The organism is Marinitoga sp. 38H-ov, from assembly GCF_011057715.1.
Taxonomy (GTDB): Bacteria; Thermotogota; Thermotogae; order Petrotogales; family Petrotogaceae; genus Marinitoga.
Genome location: NZ_LNGH01000010.1, coordinates 32,791 through 49,579 on the forward strand (window position 1 = coordinate 32,791; position 16,789 = coordinate 49,579).

The window sequence follows — 16,789 nt, forward strand, 5'->3', positions numbered from 1 at the left end:
GAATATGATGAAAAATTTAAAGAATGTATATGATTTTTTAAAAGTAAATATTGATAAAGGAAAAACAAATTATGCAATACCAAAAAGATGGATGCCAAATGATTATGAAGGGAATGTTGTCTTAAAAGGGAGAACATTTGTAGTTAACCCTTATGAATATTTTTCAAATATTATTGATAATATTATAAAAAAATCTAAAGAAGAAAATGATTACTCTAAACCATTATCATTTACGACAAATGAAAAAACGACAGATTGGTTAAAAAAATCTATAATATATAGTGCTCATGTAAGAATGACAGCAGCGTACAAACATGATGCAAATGCAGTTTATTTTAAACCTGATGATGATTTAGGATATAGAGAGAGTGGAACGTTTTTAAAAATGATAGCTTTATTACCCTATTTAAAACAATTTAATGTTGACGCTATCTATTTATTACCTATTACTAAGTCAAGTAATAAGTTTAAAAAAGGTGAAGTTGGCTCTCCTTATGCTGTAAAAAGTTTTCATCATGTAGAAGACGATTATCATGATCCGTTATTAGAAGGATTTAATGCTGATCAAGAATTTTCAGCATTTGTTGAAGCGGCGCATATGTTAGGAATAAGAGTTATTCTTGATTTTATTCCAAGAACGGCCGCTAGAGACAATAATTTAATCTTAGAACATCCTGATTGGTTCTACTGGATAGATATAAATGAGTTATCATCATATAAACCACCAATGATAGAATCTTTAGATTTTGAACAACCATCATCTGAAAATTTACCTATATTGTATAATCATCCTGAAGTAAAAAAACATTTGAAAAAATTTAGATGGGCACCAAATATTACAAATCCTCAAAAATGGGATAATTTTGTAAAGAGAAATAAAAATAATCCAGATTTCTTAGAAGAAATAGTAAAAGAATTTAAAATAATTACAGTTCCTGGTTTTTCTGATTGGATAAACGATCCTCAACCTACTTGGGATGATGTTACATTTTTAAGATTATTTATGAGTCATCCTTTAGAATCTGAAAAATATTTAGAAAATCCTAATGAACAACCTCCATATGTTTTATTTGATGTGGTAAAATCAAGTAATTTTCCTGGAAAAGAAAAAAATGAAGAATTATGGAATATGTTATCTGACTTAATGCCATATTTCCAAAAAAATTATGGAATTGATGGAGCAAGACTTGATATGGGACATGCTTTGCCAAAAGAATTAGAACATAGAATTATATCAAGTGCAAAAAATTACGATCCTTCCTTTGGAATAATTGCTGAAGAATTATCCATGGATAATCATATTAAGGCTAAATTGAGTGGATATGATGCTATACTTGGTAATACATGGTGGAGCGAACCTAGACATAAAGAAGGTTGGTTTATTAAAACAATAAGAGATATAATGCCAAAGTTAGAAGTACCATCATTTGCTACAGCTGAAACACCGGATTCTCCTAGGGCAGTTACTAGAGATGGTGAAGAAAATTTTGCTAAATTATCTGCGGTAGTAAATACATTTATGCCAAATGGAATAACTGTAATTAATTCAGGAAGCGAAATTTTTGAAAAACAACCGATGAATTTAGGGCTTGATTTTGAAAAACCGGAAGAAGAAAGATATAAATATTTAAAGCCTACAGATCAATTTTATGGTAAATTAGCTTTTTTTGATTATTATGCGTTACATTGGGATGTTGATAAACATATGGTTAATCTTTTAAAGGTTTTAGGAGAAATAAAAAAAGACCATGTTGATTTAATAACAAAAATAAGTAATTATAGATTTACCGAACATATGGAGAATGTTATTTCTATTTTCTATTGGAATGGAAATAAAGGTTTATTAATACCAATTAATTTGAATTTTGATAAAACTGTTAATTTCGGATTTGATTTAGGATATCATACATGGAGAGGTAATCATAAGATTAGTTTATTATTAGAAAATTATAGAAGATGTGATTTCAAATGGGATGAAGGAGCATGGTTAAATATTAATTTAAACCCTGGAGAAACAAAAATTTATCTTGTTGAATAAAAAAATACCTGGCTAAAAAAGTCAGGTATTTTTTATAATTAAAAAATAAAGATTAATCTATTCAAATATAGATAATGCATAAATTAATATTAAACAAAAAACTCCCTAAAATTAGGGAGTTTTTGTGGTGGCCAGGGACAGAATCGAACTGTCGACACCTGGATTTTCAGTCCAGTGCTCTACCAACTGAGCTACCTGGCCTCTAATAAAATGGTGGGTGCTGCAGGGATCGAACCTACGACCTTCTGCTTGTAAGGCAGACGCTCTCCCAGCTGAGCTAAGCACCCACTTCTCTGGCGCCCCCAACGGGATTTGAACCCGTGCCTTTGGCGTGAAAGGCCAATGTCCTAGGCCGCTAGACGATGGGGGCATCTCTTTCACAACCGTAGTATATAATACCAGAAAACAAATAAAAAGTCAAGAAAACAATAGGTAAATTTTTTTAAGAAATTATTTCTAATTTAGGAATATTGAGCAATAATGAAAATAATTTATTGAAAGCATGTTTTCTATGGCTAATTTTATTTTTTGCATCTTGTCCCAATTGACCAAAAGTTAGAGTTTCTCCTTCTGGAATAAAAATAGGATCATATCCAAAACCTTGTTTTCCTAGTATAGAATATGAAATATATCCTTTTATCTCACCTTCAACAGAAAATAATGTGTTATTTTTAGGATTATAGTAGGTTGCAGAACAAACAAACCTTGCAGATCTTTTTTCATAAGGTACATTTTCTAATTTCTTTAGAATATATTTCATTTTCTCTATATAGGTTTTATTTTCCATAAATCTGGCAGAATAAACACCCGGGAAACCATTTAAAATGTCAATCTCTAAACCAGAATCATCAGCAATTACAGGTGCTCTTAAAACTCGTCCTGTTTCTATAGCTTTTTTTATTGAATTTTCAATAAATGTTTTCCCATCTTCGTTAACTTCAAAATTTTTAAGTATTTCAAACATACCTTTTATTTGAAAGCCTTTTGGTTTTATTTCATTAATTTCTTCTAATTTATGTTTATTATTAGTAGCAAGATAAATAATCATTTTACAACCTCTTTCAATTTTTTTGCCGCATTAGATGGATTTTCCTGATGAAATATACCAGCACCTACAACAAATTCTCTAGCTCCAGACATATATAATTCTTTAATGTTTTTTAATCCGACTCCGCCATCAACTTCTATAACAACATTTAAATTTCTATCATCAATTATTTTTTTCAATTTCATTATTTTATTCAATATTTCAGGAATAAACTTTTGGCCTGTAAATCCAGGATTTACACTCATAATTAATACTCTATCAACAAAAGGAAGGATTTCTTCCAATAAAAAAACAGGAGTATGTGGATTTAAAGAAATTCCAGCGTCACAGCCTAATTCTTTAATTTTATTTATAGTTCTATGAAGATGGGTAACAGCTTCATAATGTACAGTAATACCATTTACTCCCATCCTAGCATAATCTTCCAAATATCTATCTGGATCAACAATCATTAAATGGGCGTCTAAGTATTTGTTAGTAATTTTTCTAACAGATTCTATTATAGGAGTGCCAAAGGAAATATTAGGAACAAAAAGGCCATCCATAATATCAAGATGTATGCCATCAATATTATTTTCTACATTTTTAATATCATTTCCTAAATTTGAAAAGTCTGCAGCTAATATAGAAGGGTAAATTTTCATTTCCATTTTTTCCTCCTTAATATTTTATTATATTCTTCCACTTCGTTGTATATTTTTAAATAATTGTTATATCTTGATAATGAAATTTCATTATTATCTAAGGCTTCTTTAACTGCACAATGAGGTTCATTTATATGAACACAATCATTAAAGCCACAATACATAGAATGTTCTGTAAATTCTATAAAAAAGTCCTGTAATTGTTCAGGTTCAAAATTGTATACATCAAAAGCTGCAAATCCTGGTGTATCAGCAACAAATCCGCCAAAATCAAATTTTAATAATTCGGTATAAGTAGTTGTATGTTTGCCTCTTTGTAATCTCTCTGATATTTCACCAACTCTTAATTTAAGGCCAGGATTAATTGCATTTAACAATGAAGATTTTCCAACTCCAGACATTCCAGCAAATGTGGAAATTTTATTTTTTAAATATGGTTTAATTTCTTCTATGCCAATATTATTTTTAGCACTTGCTAAAATTACTGGATATAAAGGAGAGTATATTTTTAAAAATTCATCAATTTCACTTTTTTCAAGTAAATCAACTTTATTTAATACTATTATACAATCTAAATTGTTTTTTTCTACTTGGACTAAAAATTTATCTATTATTAAATAATCAACTTTTGGACTTTTTAAACAAGTTACTAATATTGTCTGATCAACATTTGCGATTTTAGGTCTATATAATAAATTTTTTCTAGGTAATATATTTTCAATTTTTGCTGAATCTCTTTCAATTGTATATTCTACATAATCTCCCACAACAGGAGTAGTTTTTTGTAATTTAAATTTACCTCTTAAAAAAGCTGTAAGTTTTTTATTTGTTTCTAAATCAATTAATTCTAAAGTATTAGAATGAAAACGAGTCACTAATCCTGTATTCACTTATTCACCTCCGAAGAAGAAACTTTTAGTAATATTGTATCTCCTTCATTAATAGGGGTATTGGGTTGTGGTTCCATATCTATTATTGTTTCAATTTCTTCATTTGGGAAATATATTTTAATAATTTTATATTTTAAATTATATGATGTAAGAAATTGTTCAGCAATTTCTAAAGGTACACCTATTAAATCAGGAACAGTTAGTTGATCTATTTTTCCAAGTTGTATAAAAACATGTCTTCCTTTTTTTACTCTTTCTCCTACATTAGGGTCTGTATATAAAACTTTATCTCCAATGCCTTTGGTTAAAGGTATTAAACCAATCTCTTTTAAAGATTTTATAGCAGTATCTTTATCTTCTCCTTTTATATCGGGTATAGTTACATATGAAGAACTATTTACGAAAATAAAAATAAACAGAAGTAAAATTAGACCTCCTGTAATTGCGCCTATTATAAATAATATAATATTATATAATATACTACCTAGTAAATTAAATTTACTAGGATTATCATTATTATTTATTTTTGTTGAATGAAAAATTTTAAAATAATGCTTCTTTATTTTTTTCATTTTACACCCTTTTTCCTCATTTTTAATTGTCCACAAGCAGCATCAATATCTGTTCCTTTTTCAATTCTTAATGTAGCTTCAATATTATTTTCCTTTAATTTATTTAAAAAACTATTTAGGAATTTTTTTGATGGTCTTTCATAATTTGCTGGATTTGGGTTTACGGGAATGATATTAACCATTACTTTCAATCCTTTTAATAAATCAGCTAATTCTTGTGCGTGTTTTTCTTCATCATTTAGTCCTTTTATAGCAATATATTCTATAGTTACTCTATTTTTAGTTTTTTCTTGATATATTTTGCATGATTGAACAACCTCTTCTATAGGATATTTTGCATTAATAGGCATTATTTGATCTCTAATATAATTATTTGGGGCATGTAAAGATACAGATAGTCTAATATCTAATTCAAAATCAGCTAATTCTTCAATTTTATCAGCAATACCCGAAGTTGAAATGGTTATTCTTCGAGCACCAAGATTTTTCATTTTTTTATTATTCCAATTTCTAATAGCTTTTAAAACATTGTCGTAATTTAATAATGGTTCTCCCATTCCCATTAAAACAATGTTATTTATATTAACGTCTTTAAGTTTTTCTATAGCCAATACTTGAGCAACTATTTCTCCTGGTGTTAAATTTCTTTCAAATCCACTAGCTCCAGTTGAACAGAATTTGCATTTTAATGGACATCCAACTTGTGAAGAAATACATGCTGAAATTCTATTTGGATAAAACAATAACACAGATTCAATGGTTCTCCCATCTTCTAATTTCCATAGGAATTTTGTTGTTCCATCTATTTTTGATTCTTGAATATCAATAGGCTCTGGAATGCTAATATAAAAATATTCATCTAAAAATTCTCTTTCGTTTTTTGATATATTTGTCATTTCAAAAAAATCAAATATATGCTTTTTAAATATCCAGTCAAGCACCTGATCTACTCTAAACTTTTTTAAATTTAAATTTGTAAATTCTTTTACTAACTCATCATAACTAAAATCTAAGATATTTTTTTTAATCATATCAATGCCCTCCTAAAATACGCAACATTCATAACTCCAAGTTATATTAAAATTCATTTTTTTTGCTAATTCAATAGTATTTTGAACAGGTTGAACTATTTTATCAGCAATATATAATAAATTTTCTTGTAGCTCTTTTCTATACTTTCCTTTTGGGTGCATACATCCTAAAGTTAATTTTATATTTTCAATTTTCTCTTTTGCATATTCAAATATTTCTACAACTTCTTCTATTTTTGGGGGATTTTCATTTTCAAATGCCGAACCTTTTGTAGGAATAAAAACTAAAAATATTATTTCATCTATATCATATTTTTTTAACCTATTAATGGCATCTTTTTCATGAGTTAATTTTCCTCCATTAAGTCCTATTGTAATATGTGGTTTTACTTTAAAATCTAATTTAATTAAATTGTCAAAAGTGCTCCACATATTCTCGAATTTATCTATACCATATACATTGATCATAGTCTCTTTATTTCCAACTAAATCGAAAGAAATAGCATCGCTTATAGCTTTTATTTTCTCAAGCTCATTATAATTCATAAATCCAGTATGCAAATTATACTTAAAATTATATTTATTCTTATATTCTTGTAATATTTCAACAAAATTATATACGGGTACTTTTATTTCATCATTCATACCGCCACTAAGTAATATAGAACTCATATTTGAAATCTTGTCAATATCTTTTATAGTTATCATATTGTTTAAATAATGTTTATTACAATGTTTGCAATTTAAATAACAATAGTTTCCGGTTAAAGATAATGATTTAGTATTTTCCATTTTAACAAAATGAATGCTATTTTTCATTTATATCACCACTAAATTTTTCGCAGGCTTCTCTTGCAGCGAGTTGTTCTGCTACTTTTTTTGATTTTCCAATGCCTCTACCATATTTTTTTCCATTAATAATAACATCAATTACAAATGTTCTATTATGCGGAGGTCCATCTTGCCTAATAAGTTTGTATTCAGGTCTAATTTTTAGATCTTTTTGAGTCAATTCTTGTAATCTAGTTTTATAGTCTAAAAAAAGTTTTCCTTTTATAGATAAATCTATATATTCATTTAAATGCTTTAAAGCAAACTCTTTAGCTTTTTCAAAGCCTAAAGATAAATAAATTGCGCCTAAAATTGCTTCAAAAAGATCAGATATAATTGAATGTTTTTCTCTACCACCATAACGTTCTTCGTTTTTGCTTAAAAGTATATAATCTCCAAGTCCAAGTTTTTTTGCAGCATCAAATAAAATTAATTCACTTCCAACAGTAGCTCTAACTCGTGCCATATCTCCTTCGTCGAGATTATAGTTTTTGTATAAATGTTCTGCAATAATTAAATTTAAAACAGAATCCCCTAAAAATTCTAATCGCTCATTAGATTTTATTTTCCTACCTTTTGAATTGTAATCGTTTGAATAAGATGAATGACAAAGAGCCTCGAAAAGAAGCTCTTCGTCAATATTTTCAATACCTATTATCTTTTTTATTTTGTTAATGTTATATTTTTCAAAATCATTCATTTATTTTCTCCTTAATAATTTTTAATAGAGAATCTTCATCTAATTTAAATATTTTAAATAATGATTCATTATTACCAGATGGCGAATAATTATCTACACCTAATGTTTCAATGCTTAATGGAGAAAGTTTGTTTTCAACTACAGATTTTGAAAATTCTACAAATAATCCATTATATTTATTATGGTCTTCATAAATAATGATATGTGAATCATTTATATATTCAGCAATTTTAGAACCATCAAATTCTAGTGGTGCAGAAACATTAATAACGGTAATATTTATACCTTCTTCTTTTAATTTATCGGCAACTTTTACAGCTTTATAAGCTACGCTACCATGAGTTAATATTGTAACTTTTTCTCCTTTTCTCAAAATATCCATTTTTCCGTATTCAAATACATAATTTTCTCCAAAGAAAGGATTTCCATTTTCATCTAAAATCACAGGTATTTTTGATCTACCCATAGCTATTACTACATTTCCTAATGTAGAAGCTGCAAATCTTACAGCTTTATCAGTTTGATTTGGATCTGCAGGAATAATTAATTTAGTATCAAAGAAACTTCTTACTATACCAATATAATTAATTTCATGATGTGTTTTTCCATCTTCACCAATATCTATACCACAATGTGTAACGGCAGTTTTTAAATTAGTATGGTTAATATCATTTAATCTTTGTTGATTAAATGTTTCGTCTAAACCAAATACACCAAAATCAGCAAAGAAAGGAATAACTCCACATACTGACATTGCTCCGGCTATTGTAGCTGCATTATGTTCTTGAATACCAATTTGAATATATGTTTCAGGACTTACTTTTTCAAATTTTTCTAATTTTACTGAAGGTTTTAAATCGCAATCTACAGCAACAATTTTTCCTTTATTTACTTTCGCTAAATCTGCTATTGCATTACCAAAAGCTCCTCTATTATCAATTTTATCTTCTTTTTTATATACAATAGGAGTTCCAGGATCTGCGGTTATAACATTATCTTTAAATTCTAATTTTTTTCTTAATAATGGTAATTCTTTCCTCATTTCTTTATATTTTTCAATATCATTTTCTACACCCAATTCTTTTAAAGCCTTTTCAGCTTCAGCTTCGCTTAAAGGGGAACCATGATATTCATGTCTGTTTTCCATGAAAGATACACCTTTACCTATAATTGTTTTTGCGATAATTACTGTTGGACCTAATTTATAGCTCTTTGCTTCCTCAATTGCGTTAAATAATTGTTCAAAATTATGTCCATCAACTTCTATTATATTCCAACCTGCAGATTCATATTCTTTAACTAAGTCTACATACAATACATCTCTAGCTCTTCCGGATATTTGAATATCATTATAATCAATTAGAACAGTCAAATTATTTAAATTTTCTTTTTTTGCTGTTCTTCTGGCTTCAGCAATTTGACCTTTAGGTGCTTCACCATCGCTATGTAATACAAATACATGATAATTTTTTCTTGTTATTTTTGAAGCTAAAGCCATACCAACACCAGCAGATAAACCTTGACCTAAATTACCTGTTGTCCATTCAACACCTGGTATTCCTCTTGTGATATGTCCTTCAAAAATAGAACCTGAATTTCTAAATCCAGCAATAGCATCATCAATATTAAAAAAACCTAATCTTCCTAATGCGGAATACACTCCAGGTGAAGTGTGTCCATGACTGATAACTACTCTATCTCTATTTTGATCATATGGATTTTTTGGATCAATGTTAGCTATATTAAACACACTTAAATACATATCAATAGAAGACATTGAACCTCCAGGATGACCGGATTTTGCAACAGTTGTCATTTTTATAATATCGCCTCTACATATGTTAGCTAAAGCTTTTAACTCACTTAAAGATTTTTTCATTTTATTCCTCCTTGTCTTATAATATTCTTTTTATTATAGCAATAATTATATTAAATATTATACTAATTAGTATAGTTGTTGTTAATGGAAAATAAAAAGTAAATCCATCCTTTTTAATTAATATATCTCCTGGTAATTGACCTATTTTAAAAGGAATTTTATTAGAAAAATAAAAAATAATTCCAATAATAGTTAAAATAATTCCAATTGAAATAAATGATTTACCAATGAATTGCATTTCAATCACCTATAGGGCAATTTTTTTTAAAATAATCAAATGGTAATTTAACTATTACAGGTTGATTATTTTCAATAATTTGTAGTGTAACTTGTTTTAAAAATACATTTACCGTAATAACCTTAGCAGGAACATTTTCGTATTCAATAGTACTACCTTCATTTGGAATACAATGTAATGATTTTTCATAAAATTCATTTTCATATGCTAAACAACACATTAATCTTCCACATCTTCCGGAAATTTTTGCTGTATTAATTAGCATTTGTTGTGTTTTTGCCATTTCCATTTTTATAGAGTCAAAATTTCTTAAAAATCTAGAGCAACAAGTTTGCTGTCCACATAATCCTAATGCGCCTATTAGTTTAACTTCATCTCTAATACCTATTTGTCTTAATTCTATTCTTGCTTTAAATTCTTTTGCTAGTTCTTTAACGAGATCTCTAAAATCAACTCTCGTATCAGAACCAAAGAAAACTATTATTTTGGACCTATCAAAAACAACTCTAGAAGATAATATTCTCATAGGTAAATTAAGTTCTTTAGCTTTTTTTTCAGTTATATTTTTTGCTTTTTGAGCCAATTCTATATTTTCTTTATAAGTTATCATATCATCTTCATTTAATTTCCTTAAAATAGAAGTAACCTCATATCCTATTTCTTCGAAGGTCATTTCTTTTGGTCCAATTCGAACTTTTCCGACATCTAGCCCCATATCAGTATTTACTAAAACAAGATCACCAATTTTTATATCTTCATCATTTCCTGCATAATATACTAATGGAGAAAGATTTGATATTTCAACTCCGTATACTAAAGCATTTAAATTTATCATATTTATTCCTCCTTATTTTTAAAAAAAGCAAGTATAAATCTAAAAAACATAGTTTGAATAGTAAGATCAAAATTAAAATTAGAAACTTTACTTTTATATATATTTTCGCACCATATTACATTTTCATTTATTTTTTTAAAATCCAATTCAAAATCAGATAATCCAAAAAAATAAACCATTTTTAGTGAGTAAAATTCTTTCCAATGACTGGTTAAACCAAAAATATATGCATCATGGTATAGAGAAAGAAATAATTTAGAAAAAGTTTTTAATGTGTTTAATTTATCATTTATTTTATTTTTATACGATATTATTTTATCAATTATTTTTTGAATTTCTATTAAATCTAGTTTTTCAAAACGTTTTATTATTTCAAAAAATGATTCATATTTTAATATTCTTTCCTCAATAGTACCATTTTCTACCATTAAATATGTTATTAATTTTTCTATTTCTGCTGAAGAAAAATTTTTAATTTCTTCTAATATTTTTAAAGATCTATCGTGATTATATAAAATATAATCTGCACACTCTAAGTCAGTTTTTATAGAAAAAGACATATTTAAATACAAATCCGGATAATTATCTTTTATCTTTTCTATAATTTTATTATTAGGAATTAAAATTTTATATAATCTACTTCTAATAGTAGATAATAAATTGTACCACCTAGAAGTTGTTGCTACAATAATTGAATATTGAGGTGGTTCTTCCAATAATTTTAGTATAGCATTTGAAGCTTGTTCAGTCATTTTGTCAATTTCATGTATAAATACTAATTTATAATCAGAAAAATTAGGTTTATACATCAAAAATTCTTGTATATTTCTAATATCATCGATTTTTATATTTCCACCAGTTGGAGAAACTTCATAAATATCATTAATATTAATACTTTTTTTTATTGTTTCTGCAGTATTGTATAATATAAATTTATCATGATTAACCAGGCATATAGAAGAACCTTTAAAATTATTTATTTTGTCTAAAATAATTTTAATCACCCCATTATTTATATAAATCAAGAAGTAATCCGTTAATTGCATCTACTTTTTTCGCATATAGAAATGCGCCGCTTTCATTTTTTATTAAACTGTCAGTTAAATCCTTTAATTCTTTATTTATTTTTTCAGCTACAACAAAAAAGTTTTTTTCTTTAAAATTCATTTTAGAATTCAACTTATACAAATTTTTTTCAATTTTCTTTAAGAAATCTTTAACGCTTTTTTTGTATTTTTCAAGATTTTTTTCTATAGGTGAGCGTTTGAATTGTGAACCATATTCTTCTATTTGTTCTAATAATTTATTTAAATCTTTTTTAATAATATCTATTTCATTCAATTCCATAATTTCTGTAAAAGAATTTTTTCTTTTTACAGTTTTTTCATTAGAGTTCTTTTTAATTTTCTTTTCACTAGATTTTTGTGCAGAATTTCCAGATAATGGATTAATAAACATAAAATCCCTCCTATGAGGATATTATATATTATTATTATACTACAAAAAAAGAAAAAGGGATAATCCCTTTTTCTTTAAGCTTTTATATGAGATTTTGATAATTTTATTACTACTTTTCTATAAGGTTCTAATCCAACCGATTCAGTTTCAAGATGTGGATATTCTCTTCTAACATATTCATGAACAATTCTTCTTTCATATGAAAACATCGGAGCTAATTCTATTCTATCATTATTTTCACTTAATCTATTAATAGCATTTTCCACTATTTCATATATTTTCTCTTTTTTCTTTCGTCTATATTCTCCAACATCTAAGTTTACGTCAATTTTAGTACTAGATAATCTATTAATATAAATAGATAATATATGTTGCATAGCACCAATAGTTCTACCATATTTTCCTATTAATTTTCCAAGTCCATCTCCGTCCATTCTTACTAAAATATTTTTCCCTTGAAAAATTATAGAATATTCGAAATCTCCATCAAAGTGTTTTAATATAGAACTTAAAAATTCATTCATCTTATTTTTTAAATAATTTTCATTTAAAAAAGCTTTAATTACCGCATTTTTATTACCAATGCCTAAAAACCCTTTTTTAGGTTGTTGAATAACTTCAAAGCTAATTTCTTCTGGAGAAACTCCATAATATTGTATAGCTTCATCAAATGCCAAGTCAATACTTTTACCTTCAAATTCGTTTTCTCGAATCTTTATATTCATTATTGCACCTCCTAAATGTGACTATTTTGATGATTTATATGGTTTTGGACCTAATCCTAAAAATTCTCTTATTGTCAATCCTTTAATGTGATTCTTTTTATTTACATATGCGGTTATGAAAATTTGTAAAACAGCATTTGTTACCCAATAGATAAATATACCAGTTGGTAAATTAATAAATAAGAATGGGAAAATAATCATCATTATAGAAGTATTCCAAGCTGTTTTTCTATCAGATGCTGATTGTAATGAATTAAATAGATAAGCGATAACACTTAATAACACTAACAAAATATTTTGTTTGAAGCCGCCTTGAGATAAATCTGACCAAATTAAAAATTGTGGATTATATGCAAATGTTCCTTGATAATAATTTATAGCACCATATAAAATCCAAAAAATTGGTAATTGAATGAAAGCTGTAAGACAACCACCAGCTGGATTAATTTTGTGTTTGCTATACAATTCCATTAATGCTTGTTGTTGTCTTTGAGGATCTTTATATTTTTTCTTAATCTTTTCTATTTCGGGTTGTAGTTTTCTCATTTCAATCATAGATTTTGTTTGTTTATGGTATAGAGGATAAAGTATTAATCTTATTACTAAAGTAAATATCATTATAGCCCAACCAAAATTTCCTGTAAATCTATATAGCCACCATAAAAATGAAACAAAAGCATAATTTATATACCATAACCAATTTATAGCTCCAACATTTTTAGCTAAAGATATAATTCTTTCGTATTTTTCAGGGAATACTTGTTTAATAAAAATAAATTTTGAAGGTCCCATATACGCTTTAAATGTTTTATTTTGATTAATTATAATGCTTTGATCTTCTATATTTAAATCATCAGCATCAAAAATAAAAATTGATTTAATTGGTTTATTTAAATATGAAATTAATATTTCATTATCTACATCTACTGTATTAGGGTAAGAAATTGTTGGGATAATAACTTTTCCATATATATTTTCAAAAGAAATATCAAAGTTATAATAAGGATCATTATAAAATTTATAGCTTTTTATTCCGCCATTTTCAAAATAATATTTTATCTCAATATAATTGTCAAAATTGTTCTCAGAAATATTGTAATATAAAGGTAATAATTCTTTTCCGTTTTCATCATAAATATTGAAACTATCATTGTAGTAACTATAAATATTTACAAATAATGTATTACTTCTATCTTGTAAGATTTTAAAATTTTTCATATGACCTAAATTATCTAATGTTACGTTATATAATCTCATTTGCAAATTAATTTCAGTTGAAGAAGATGTAATATTATATTCAGGATTTTGAGAAAAAACAAAAACCCCTAGGACTAAAAGTCCTATAATTAAAAGTAACTTTTTCACTTTTTAACACCCCGCTTATTATTTTTTGGAATGATGAAAAACTTTTCTGGGACCGGATCAATTCCACCTTGATGAAAAGGATTACATCTAATTATTCTTAAAAATCCCAAATAAATACCTTTTAAAGCACCAAATTTCTCAATTGCTTCATATGTGTATGTTGAACAAGTTGGATAATATATGCATTTTGAAGGTTTATAAGGTGAAATATATTTTTTATAAAATTTAATTAGTCCCAAAAATATTTTTTTCATTTTAAGCGCTCCGATATGTTTAAAATAATATTTTCAATATCTTGAAAGGATAAATTTTCAAATTCTTTAGAGAGATCTTTTCTTGGCAAAAATACTATATCATAACCTTGTGGAAAGAGACTTTTATTTCTACGATATATCTCTCTAATATATCTTTTCAATTTGTTTCTTTTATGAGCTTTTCCAAATTTTCTTTTAATAGTTATACCTATTCTAGTATAACCTAAAAAGTTTTTGTTATAAACAATTACAAAATAATTATTTATATGTCTCTTTCCACAAGAAAAAGTTTTATCAAAATCATTTTTTAAATGAAGTCTCTCATGTTTTCTAAAAGTTTCACTCATATTAAACTGCTAATCTTTTTCTTCCTTTTGCTCTTCTTCTTCTTAAAACAGCTCTTCCTCCAGGAGTTTTTGTTCTAGCTAAAAATCCATGTGTTCTTGCTCTTTTTCTTCTGGAAGGTTGGTATGTTCTTTTCATTAGAATTCCTCCTTTTTATAATTTATATATTTACCTTCACCTATTATACCTTTAAAATATTTTTTATGTCAATATAAAAAGTTACAATTATTTTTTTTTTAAGAAAAAATTCGGGACATCCCGAATTTTATTTTAATTTTTTTAATTGTTCTTTTCTTAAATGAATAATTTGCATTAACTTTTTATATTCCTCATCATTTAAATCTCCTATTTTAAAATCGCAATGATAATAACCTACAAAAATTTCATTTTTATAGGTTAGATCACCTATTAAATTAACTTTTATATTATATGCTTCAAAAGATATAACCATTTTATTATCATTCATACTATTTATTTTATCTTTTGATGCAAAGAATATAATATTATTATTAGATATGCTTTCAATATTTACTTTAAAGGCTTTTTCATTATCTAATCTCCATACAAATTTATTGACAAATATCACTTTTTTTAAAGGGACTCCAACCCCATTTAAATTCCATTTTATATAAAAAATATCATTTCCTTTTAAATTTTTATTGATTTTTAATAAGTGACCTAATTTGTTTTTAGCAACTATTGTACATTCTTTAGTAAATGAATAATTATCTAAATAATATTTTATTGTTAAATTATCACCTATATTAAAATATTCCTTTTCAATATTAACTTTTTTATTTTCAAATTCTACAGTATTTTTTTGTATATATACATTTATATAGTCGTTTTTTGAGTCGATAACTTTACTTTCAATGGAAACAGGTGTTCCGTTGATATTTAAGTTAATAAATATATCATTGTACTTTAAAAATCTATTAGTATATAGGCCACCGTAGTATTCTGGAATTAATTCGTTTGCTATATTTACAATCTTATTATCTAGTTTATTTGATTCTGCCATTTTTTTTAAAATTACCATTGCTTCTTCGATTTTTAAAGCTTTTCTCCAAGGTCTATTTGATAATAAAGCATCAACTACTTCTGAAACAGAAAGTATTCTTGAAAGGAAAGGGATATCTGTTTTTTTAAAATATCCACTACCATCTAAATATTCATGATGATATTTTGCTATTTCAACATATTCTGAAAAGTAATCATTACCTGCAAATAATAATTCTAGTTTATTTGTATGTTGTTTTATTATATCAATTTCAATAGGGGTTAATTTTTCAGGTTTTTGTAAAATATCTTTGGGAATCCAAATTTCCCCTAAATCGTGAATCAAAGAAGCAAAATACAATTTTTCAACATCATGCTGATCAAGATTTAATTTTTCAGCCATTAATATAGAAAAATCAGCAATTCTTAAAGAATGATGATATGTATAAGGGTCATGAGCTTTTAATATATGAAATAATGAATTTATAGTTTGTTCAATATTATAATCTTTTAATAAATCATCTTTTAAATCTAATATTACACCTAAAAAATTTTTAAGATGTTCATAGAATAAGTCTTTTAATTCTTGAATTTCATTGTATTTAGTATTATTATCCAATAATAAATAAATAAAACCTACTACGTTGTTTCTAAAGATTAAATTTTGACCAATTGCAAAATAATCTTCTTTGTTTTCAAAAAAGTGTCTATTTATAGATTCTTCGTATAATACAATATCAAAATTATTATATTTAAACTTATCTTCTACAGAGAAATACATATTGTTTATGGAATTATTAAAATCCATAACATTTGAGTCAAAATATGAGATTACTCTAAAAAGATTATCTGATATTTTTGAACCCAATATTAATCTAAAATTTTTGATAGGGATTCTGGAAATAATATCTTTTACACCATCAGTTAAGTTGTTCAC

The 16,789-nt window shown here is 26.1% G+C and carries 19 protein-coding genes and 3 tRNA genes; 1 reads left to right on the forward strand and 21 read right to left on the reverse strand.

Features of this window, described 5'->3' with window-relative positions; genetic code table 11:
• The first annotated feature begins 7 nt into the window (after positions 1-7).
• Entirely contained in the window at positions 8-2,038 is a 2,031-nt protein-coding gene (locus tag AS160_RS03505) for an alpha-amylase family glycosyl hydrolase (RefSeq protein WP_165144972.1), read from the forward strand.
• 125 nt (positions 2,039-2,163) lie between these two features.
• On the opposite strand, the gene AS160_RS03510 is transcribed toward AS160_RS03505, so the two are convergent.
• The 21 genes from AS160_RS03510 to AS160_RS03610 form a co-directional block, all read right to left on the reverse strand.
• A tRNA-Phe gene (locus AS160_RS03510) sits at positions 2,164-2,239 on the reverse strand.
• Positions 2,240-2,249: 10 nt separating this feature from the next.
• Positions 2,250-2,325 (reverse strand) — tRNA-Val (locus tag AS160_RS03515).
• Between the two features lie 7 nt (positions 2,326-2,332).
• Positions 2,333-2,408 (reverse strand) — tRNA-Glu (locus AS160_RS03520).
• Between the two features lie 72 nt (positions 2,409-2,480).
• The gene (rdgB, locus tag AS160_RS03525) at positions 2,481-3,086 is read right to left on the reverse strand and encodes an RdgB/HAM1 family non-canonical purine NTP pyrophosphatase (protein ID WP_165144975.1); all 606 of its coding nucleotides are present in this window, start codon (positions 3,084-3,086) and stop codon (positions 2,481-2,483) included.
• The gene (rpe, locus tag AS160_RS03530; RefSeq protein ID WP_165144978.1) at positions 3,083-3,736 is read right to left on the reverse strand and encodes a ribulose-phosphate 3-epimerase; all 654 of its coding nucleotides are present in this window, start codon (positions 3,734-3,736) and stop codon (positions 3,083-3,085) included. The genes rdgB and rpe overlap by 4 nt, the downstream gene beginning before the upstream one ends.
• Positions 3,727-4,620 (reverse strand): ribosome small subunit-dependent GTPase A, encoded by an 894-nt coding sequence (gene rsgA, locus AS160_RS03535; RefSeq protein WP_165144981.1) that lies wholly within the window; start codon positions 4,618-4,620, stop codon positions 3,727-3,729. The genes rpe and rsgA overlap by 10 nt, the downstream gene beginning before the upstream one ends.
• A complete protein-coding gene (locus tag AS160_RS03540) occupies positions 4,617-5,192 on the reverse strand; it encodes a PASTA domain-containing protein (protein ID WP_165144984.1) in 576 nt (191 codons plus the stop codon). The genes rsgA and AS160_RS03540 overlap by 4 nt, the downstream gene beginning before the upstream one ends.
• Positions 5,189-6,223, reverse strand: coding sequence for a 23S rRNA (adenine(2503)-C(2))-methyltransferase RlmN (gene rlmN, locus AS160_RS03545; RefSeq protein ID WP_165144987.1), 1,035 nt, complete (start codon positions 6,221-6,223; stop codon positions 5,189-5,191). The genes AS160_RS03540 and rlmN overlap by 4 nt, the downstream gene beginning before the upstream one ends.
• Before the next feature lie 12 nt (positions 6,224-6,235).
• Positions 6,236-7,042, reverse strand: coding sequence for a radical SAM protein (locus AS160_RS03550; RefSeq protein ID WP_165144990.1), 807 nt, complete (start codon positions 7,040-7,042; stop codon positions 6,236-6,238).
• Positions 7,032-7,754, reverse strand: coding sequence for a ribonuclease III (rnc, locus tag AS160_RS03555; protein ID WP_165144993.1), 723 nt, complete (start codon positions 7,752-7,754; stop codon positions 7,032-7,034). The genes AS160_RS03550 and rnc overlap by 11 nt, the downstream gene beginning before the upstream one ends.
• Positions 7,747-9,633, reverse strand: a complete 1,887-nt coding sequence (locus AS160_RS03560) for a transketolase (RefSeq protein WP_165144996.1) — start codon at positions 9,631-9,633, stop codon at positions 7,747-7,749. The genes rnc and AS160_RS03560 overlap by 8 nt, the downstream gene beginning before the upstream one ends.
• A 16-nt stretch (positions 9,634-9,649) precedes the next feature.
• Positions 9,650-9,871 carry a DUF2905 domain-containing protein gene (locus AS160_RS03565; protein ID WP_165145069.1) on the reverse strand — a complete coding sequence of 74 codons (222 nt, stop codon included), beginning with the start codon at positions 9,869-9,871 and terminating at the stop codon, positions 9,650-9,652.
• Position 9,872: 1 nt separating this feature from the next.
• Positions 9,873-10,706, reverse strand: a complete 834-nt coding sequence (gene ricT, locus AS160_RS03570; RefSeq protein WP_165144999.1) for a regulatory iron-sulfur-containing complex subunit RicT — start codon at positions 10,704-10,706, stop codon at positions 9,873-9,875.
• Between the two features lie 2 nt (positions 10,707-10,708).
• On the reverse strand, positions 10,709-11,710 hold the full coding sequence (locus tag AS160_RS03575; protein WP_165145002.1) for a hypothetical protein: 1,002 nt from the start codon (positions 11,708-11,710) through the stop codon (positions 10,709-10,711).
• Between the two features lie 4 nt (positions 11,711-11,714).
• Entirely contained in the window at positions 11,715-12,164 is a 450-nt protein-coding gene (locus tag AS160_RS03580; protein ID WP_165145005.1) for a YaaR family protein, read from the reverse strand.
• A 74-nt stretch (positions 12,165-12,238) separates the two neighbouring features.
• Positions 12,239-12,889: an RNA-binding cell elongation regulator Jag/EloR gene (gene jag / locus AS160_RS03585; RefSeq protein ID WP_165145008.1), complete on the reverse strand. Its 651-nt coding sequence runs from the start codon at positions 12,887-12,889 to the stop codon at positions 12,239-12,241.
• 21 nt (positions 12,890-12,910) lie between these two features.
• The gene (gene yidC, locus AS160_RS03590; protein ID WP_165145011.1) at positions 12,911-14,254 is read right to left on the reverse strand and encodes a membrane protein insertase YidC; all 1,344 of its coding nucleotides are present in this window, start codon (positions 14,252-14,254) and stop codon (positions 12,911-12,913) included.
• Positions 14,251-14,508, reverse strand: a complete 258-nt coding sequence (gene yidD / locus AS160_RS03595) for a membrane protein insertion efficiency factor YidD (RefSeq protein ID WP_165145014.1) — start codon at positions 14,506-14,508, stop codon at positions 14,251-14,253. Before yidD ends, yidC begins: the two co-directional genes overlap by 4 nt.
• Positions 14,505-14,855: a ribonuclease P protein component gene (gene rnpA / locus AS160_RS03600; RefSeq protein ID WP_165145017.1), complete on the reverse strand. Its 351-nt coding sequence runs from the start codon at positions 14,853-14,855 to the stop codon at positions 14,505-14,507. The genes yidD and rnpA overlap by 4 nt, the downstream gene beginning before the upstream one ends.
• 1 nt (position 14,856) lies before the next feature.
• Positions 14,857-14,991 (reverse strand): 50S ribosomal protein L34, encoded by a 135-nt coding sequence (gene rpmH, locus AS160_RS03605; protein WP_165145019.1) that lies wholly within the window; start codon positions 14,989-14,991, stop codon positions 14,857-14,859.
• Positions 14,992-15,118: 127 nt separating this feature from the next.
• Positions 15,119-16,789 carry an HD domain-containing phosphohydrolase gene (locus tag AS160_RS03610; protein WP_165145021.1) on the reverse strand — a complete coding sequence of 557 codons (1,671 nt, stop codon included), beginning with the start codon at positions 16,787-16,789 and terminating at the stop codon, positions 15,119-15,121.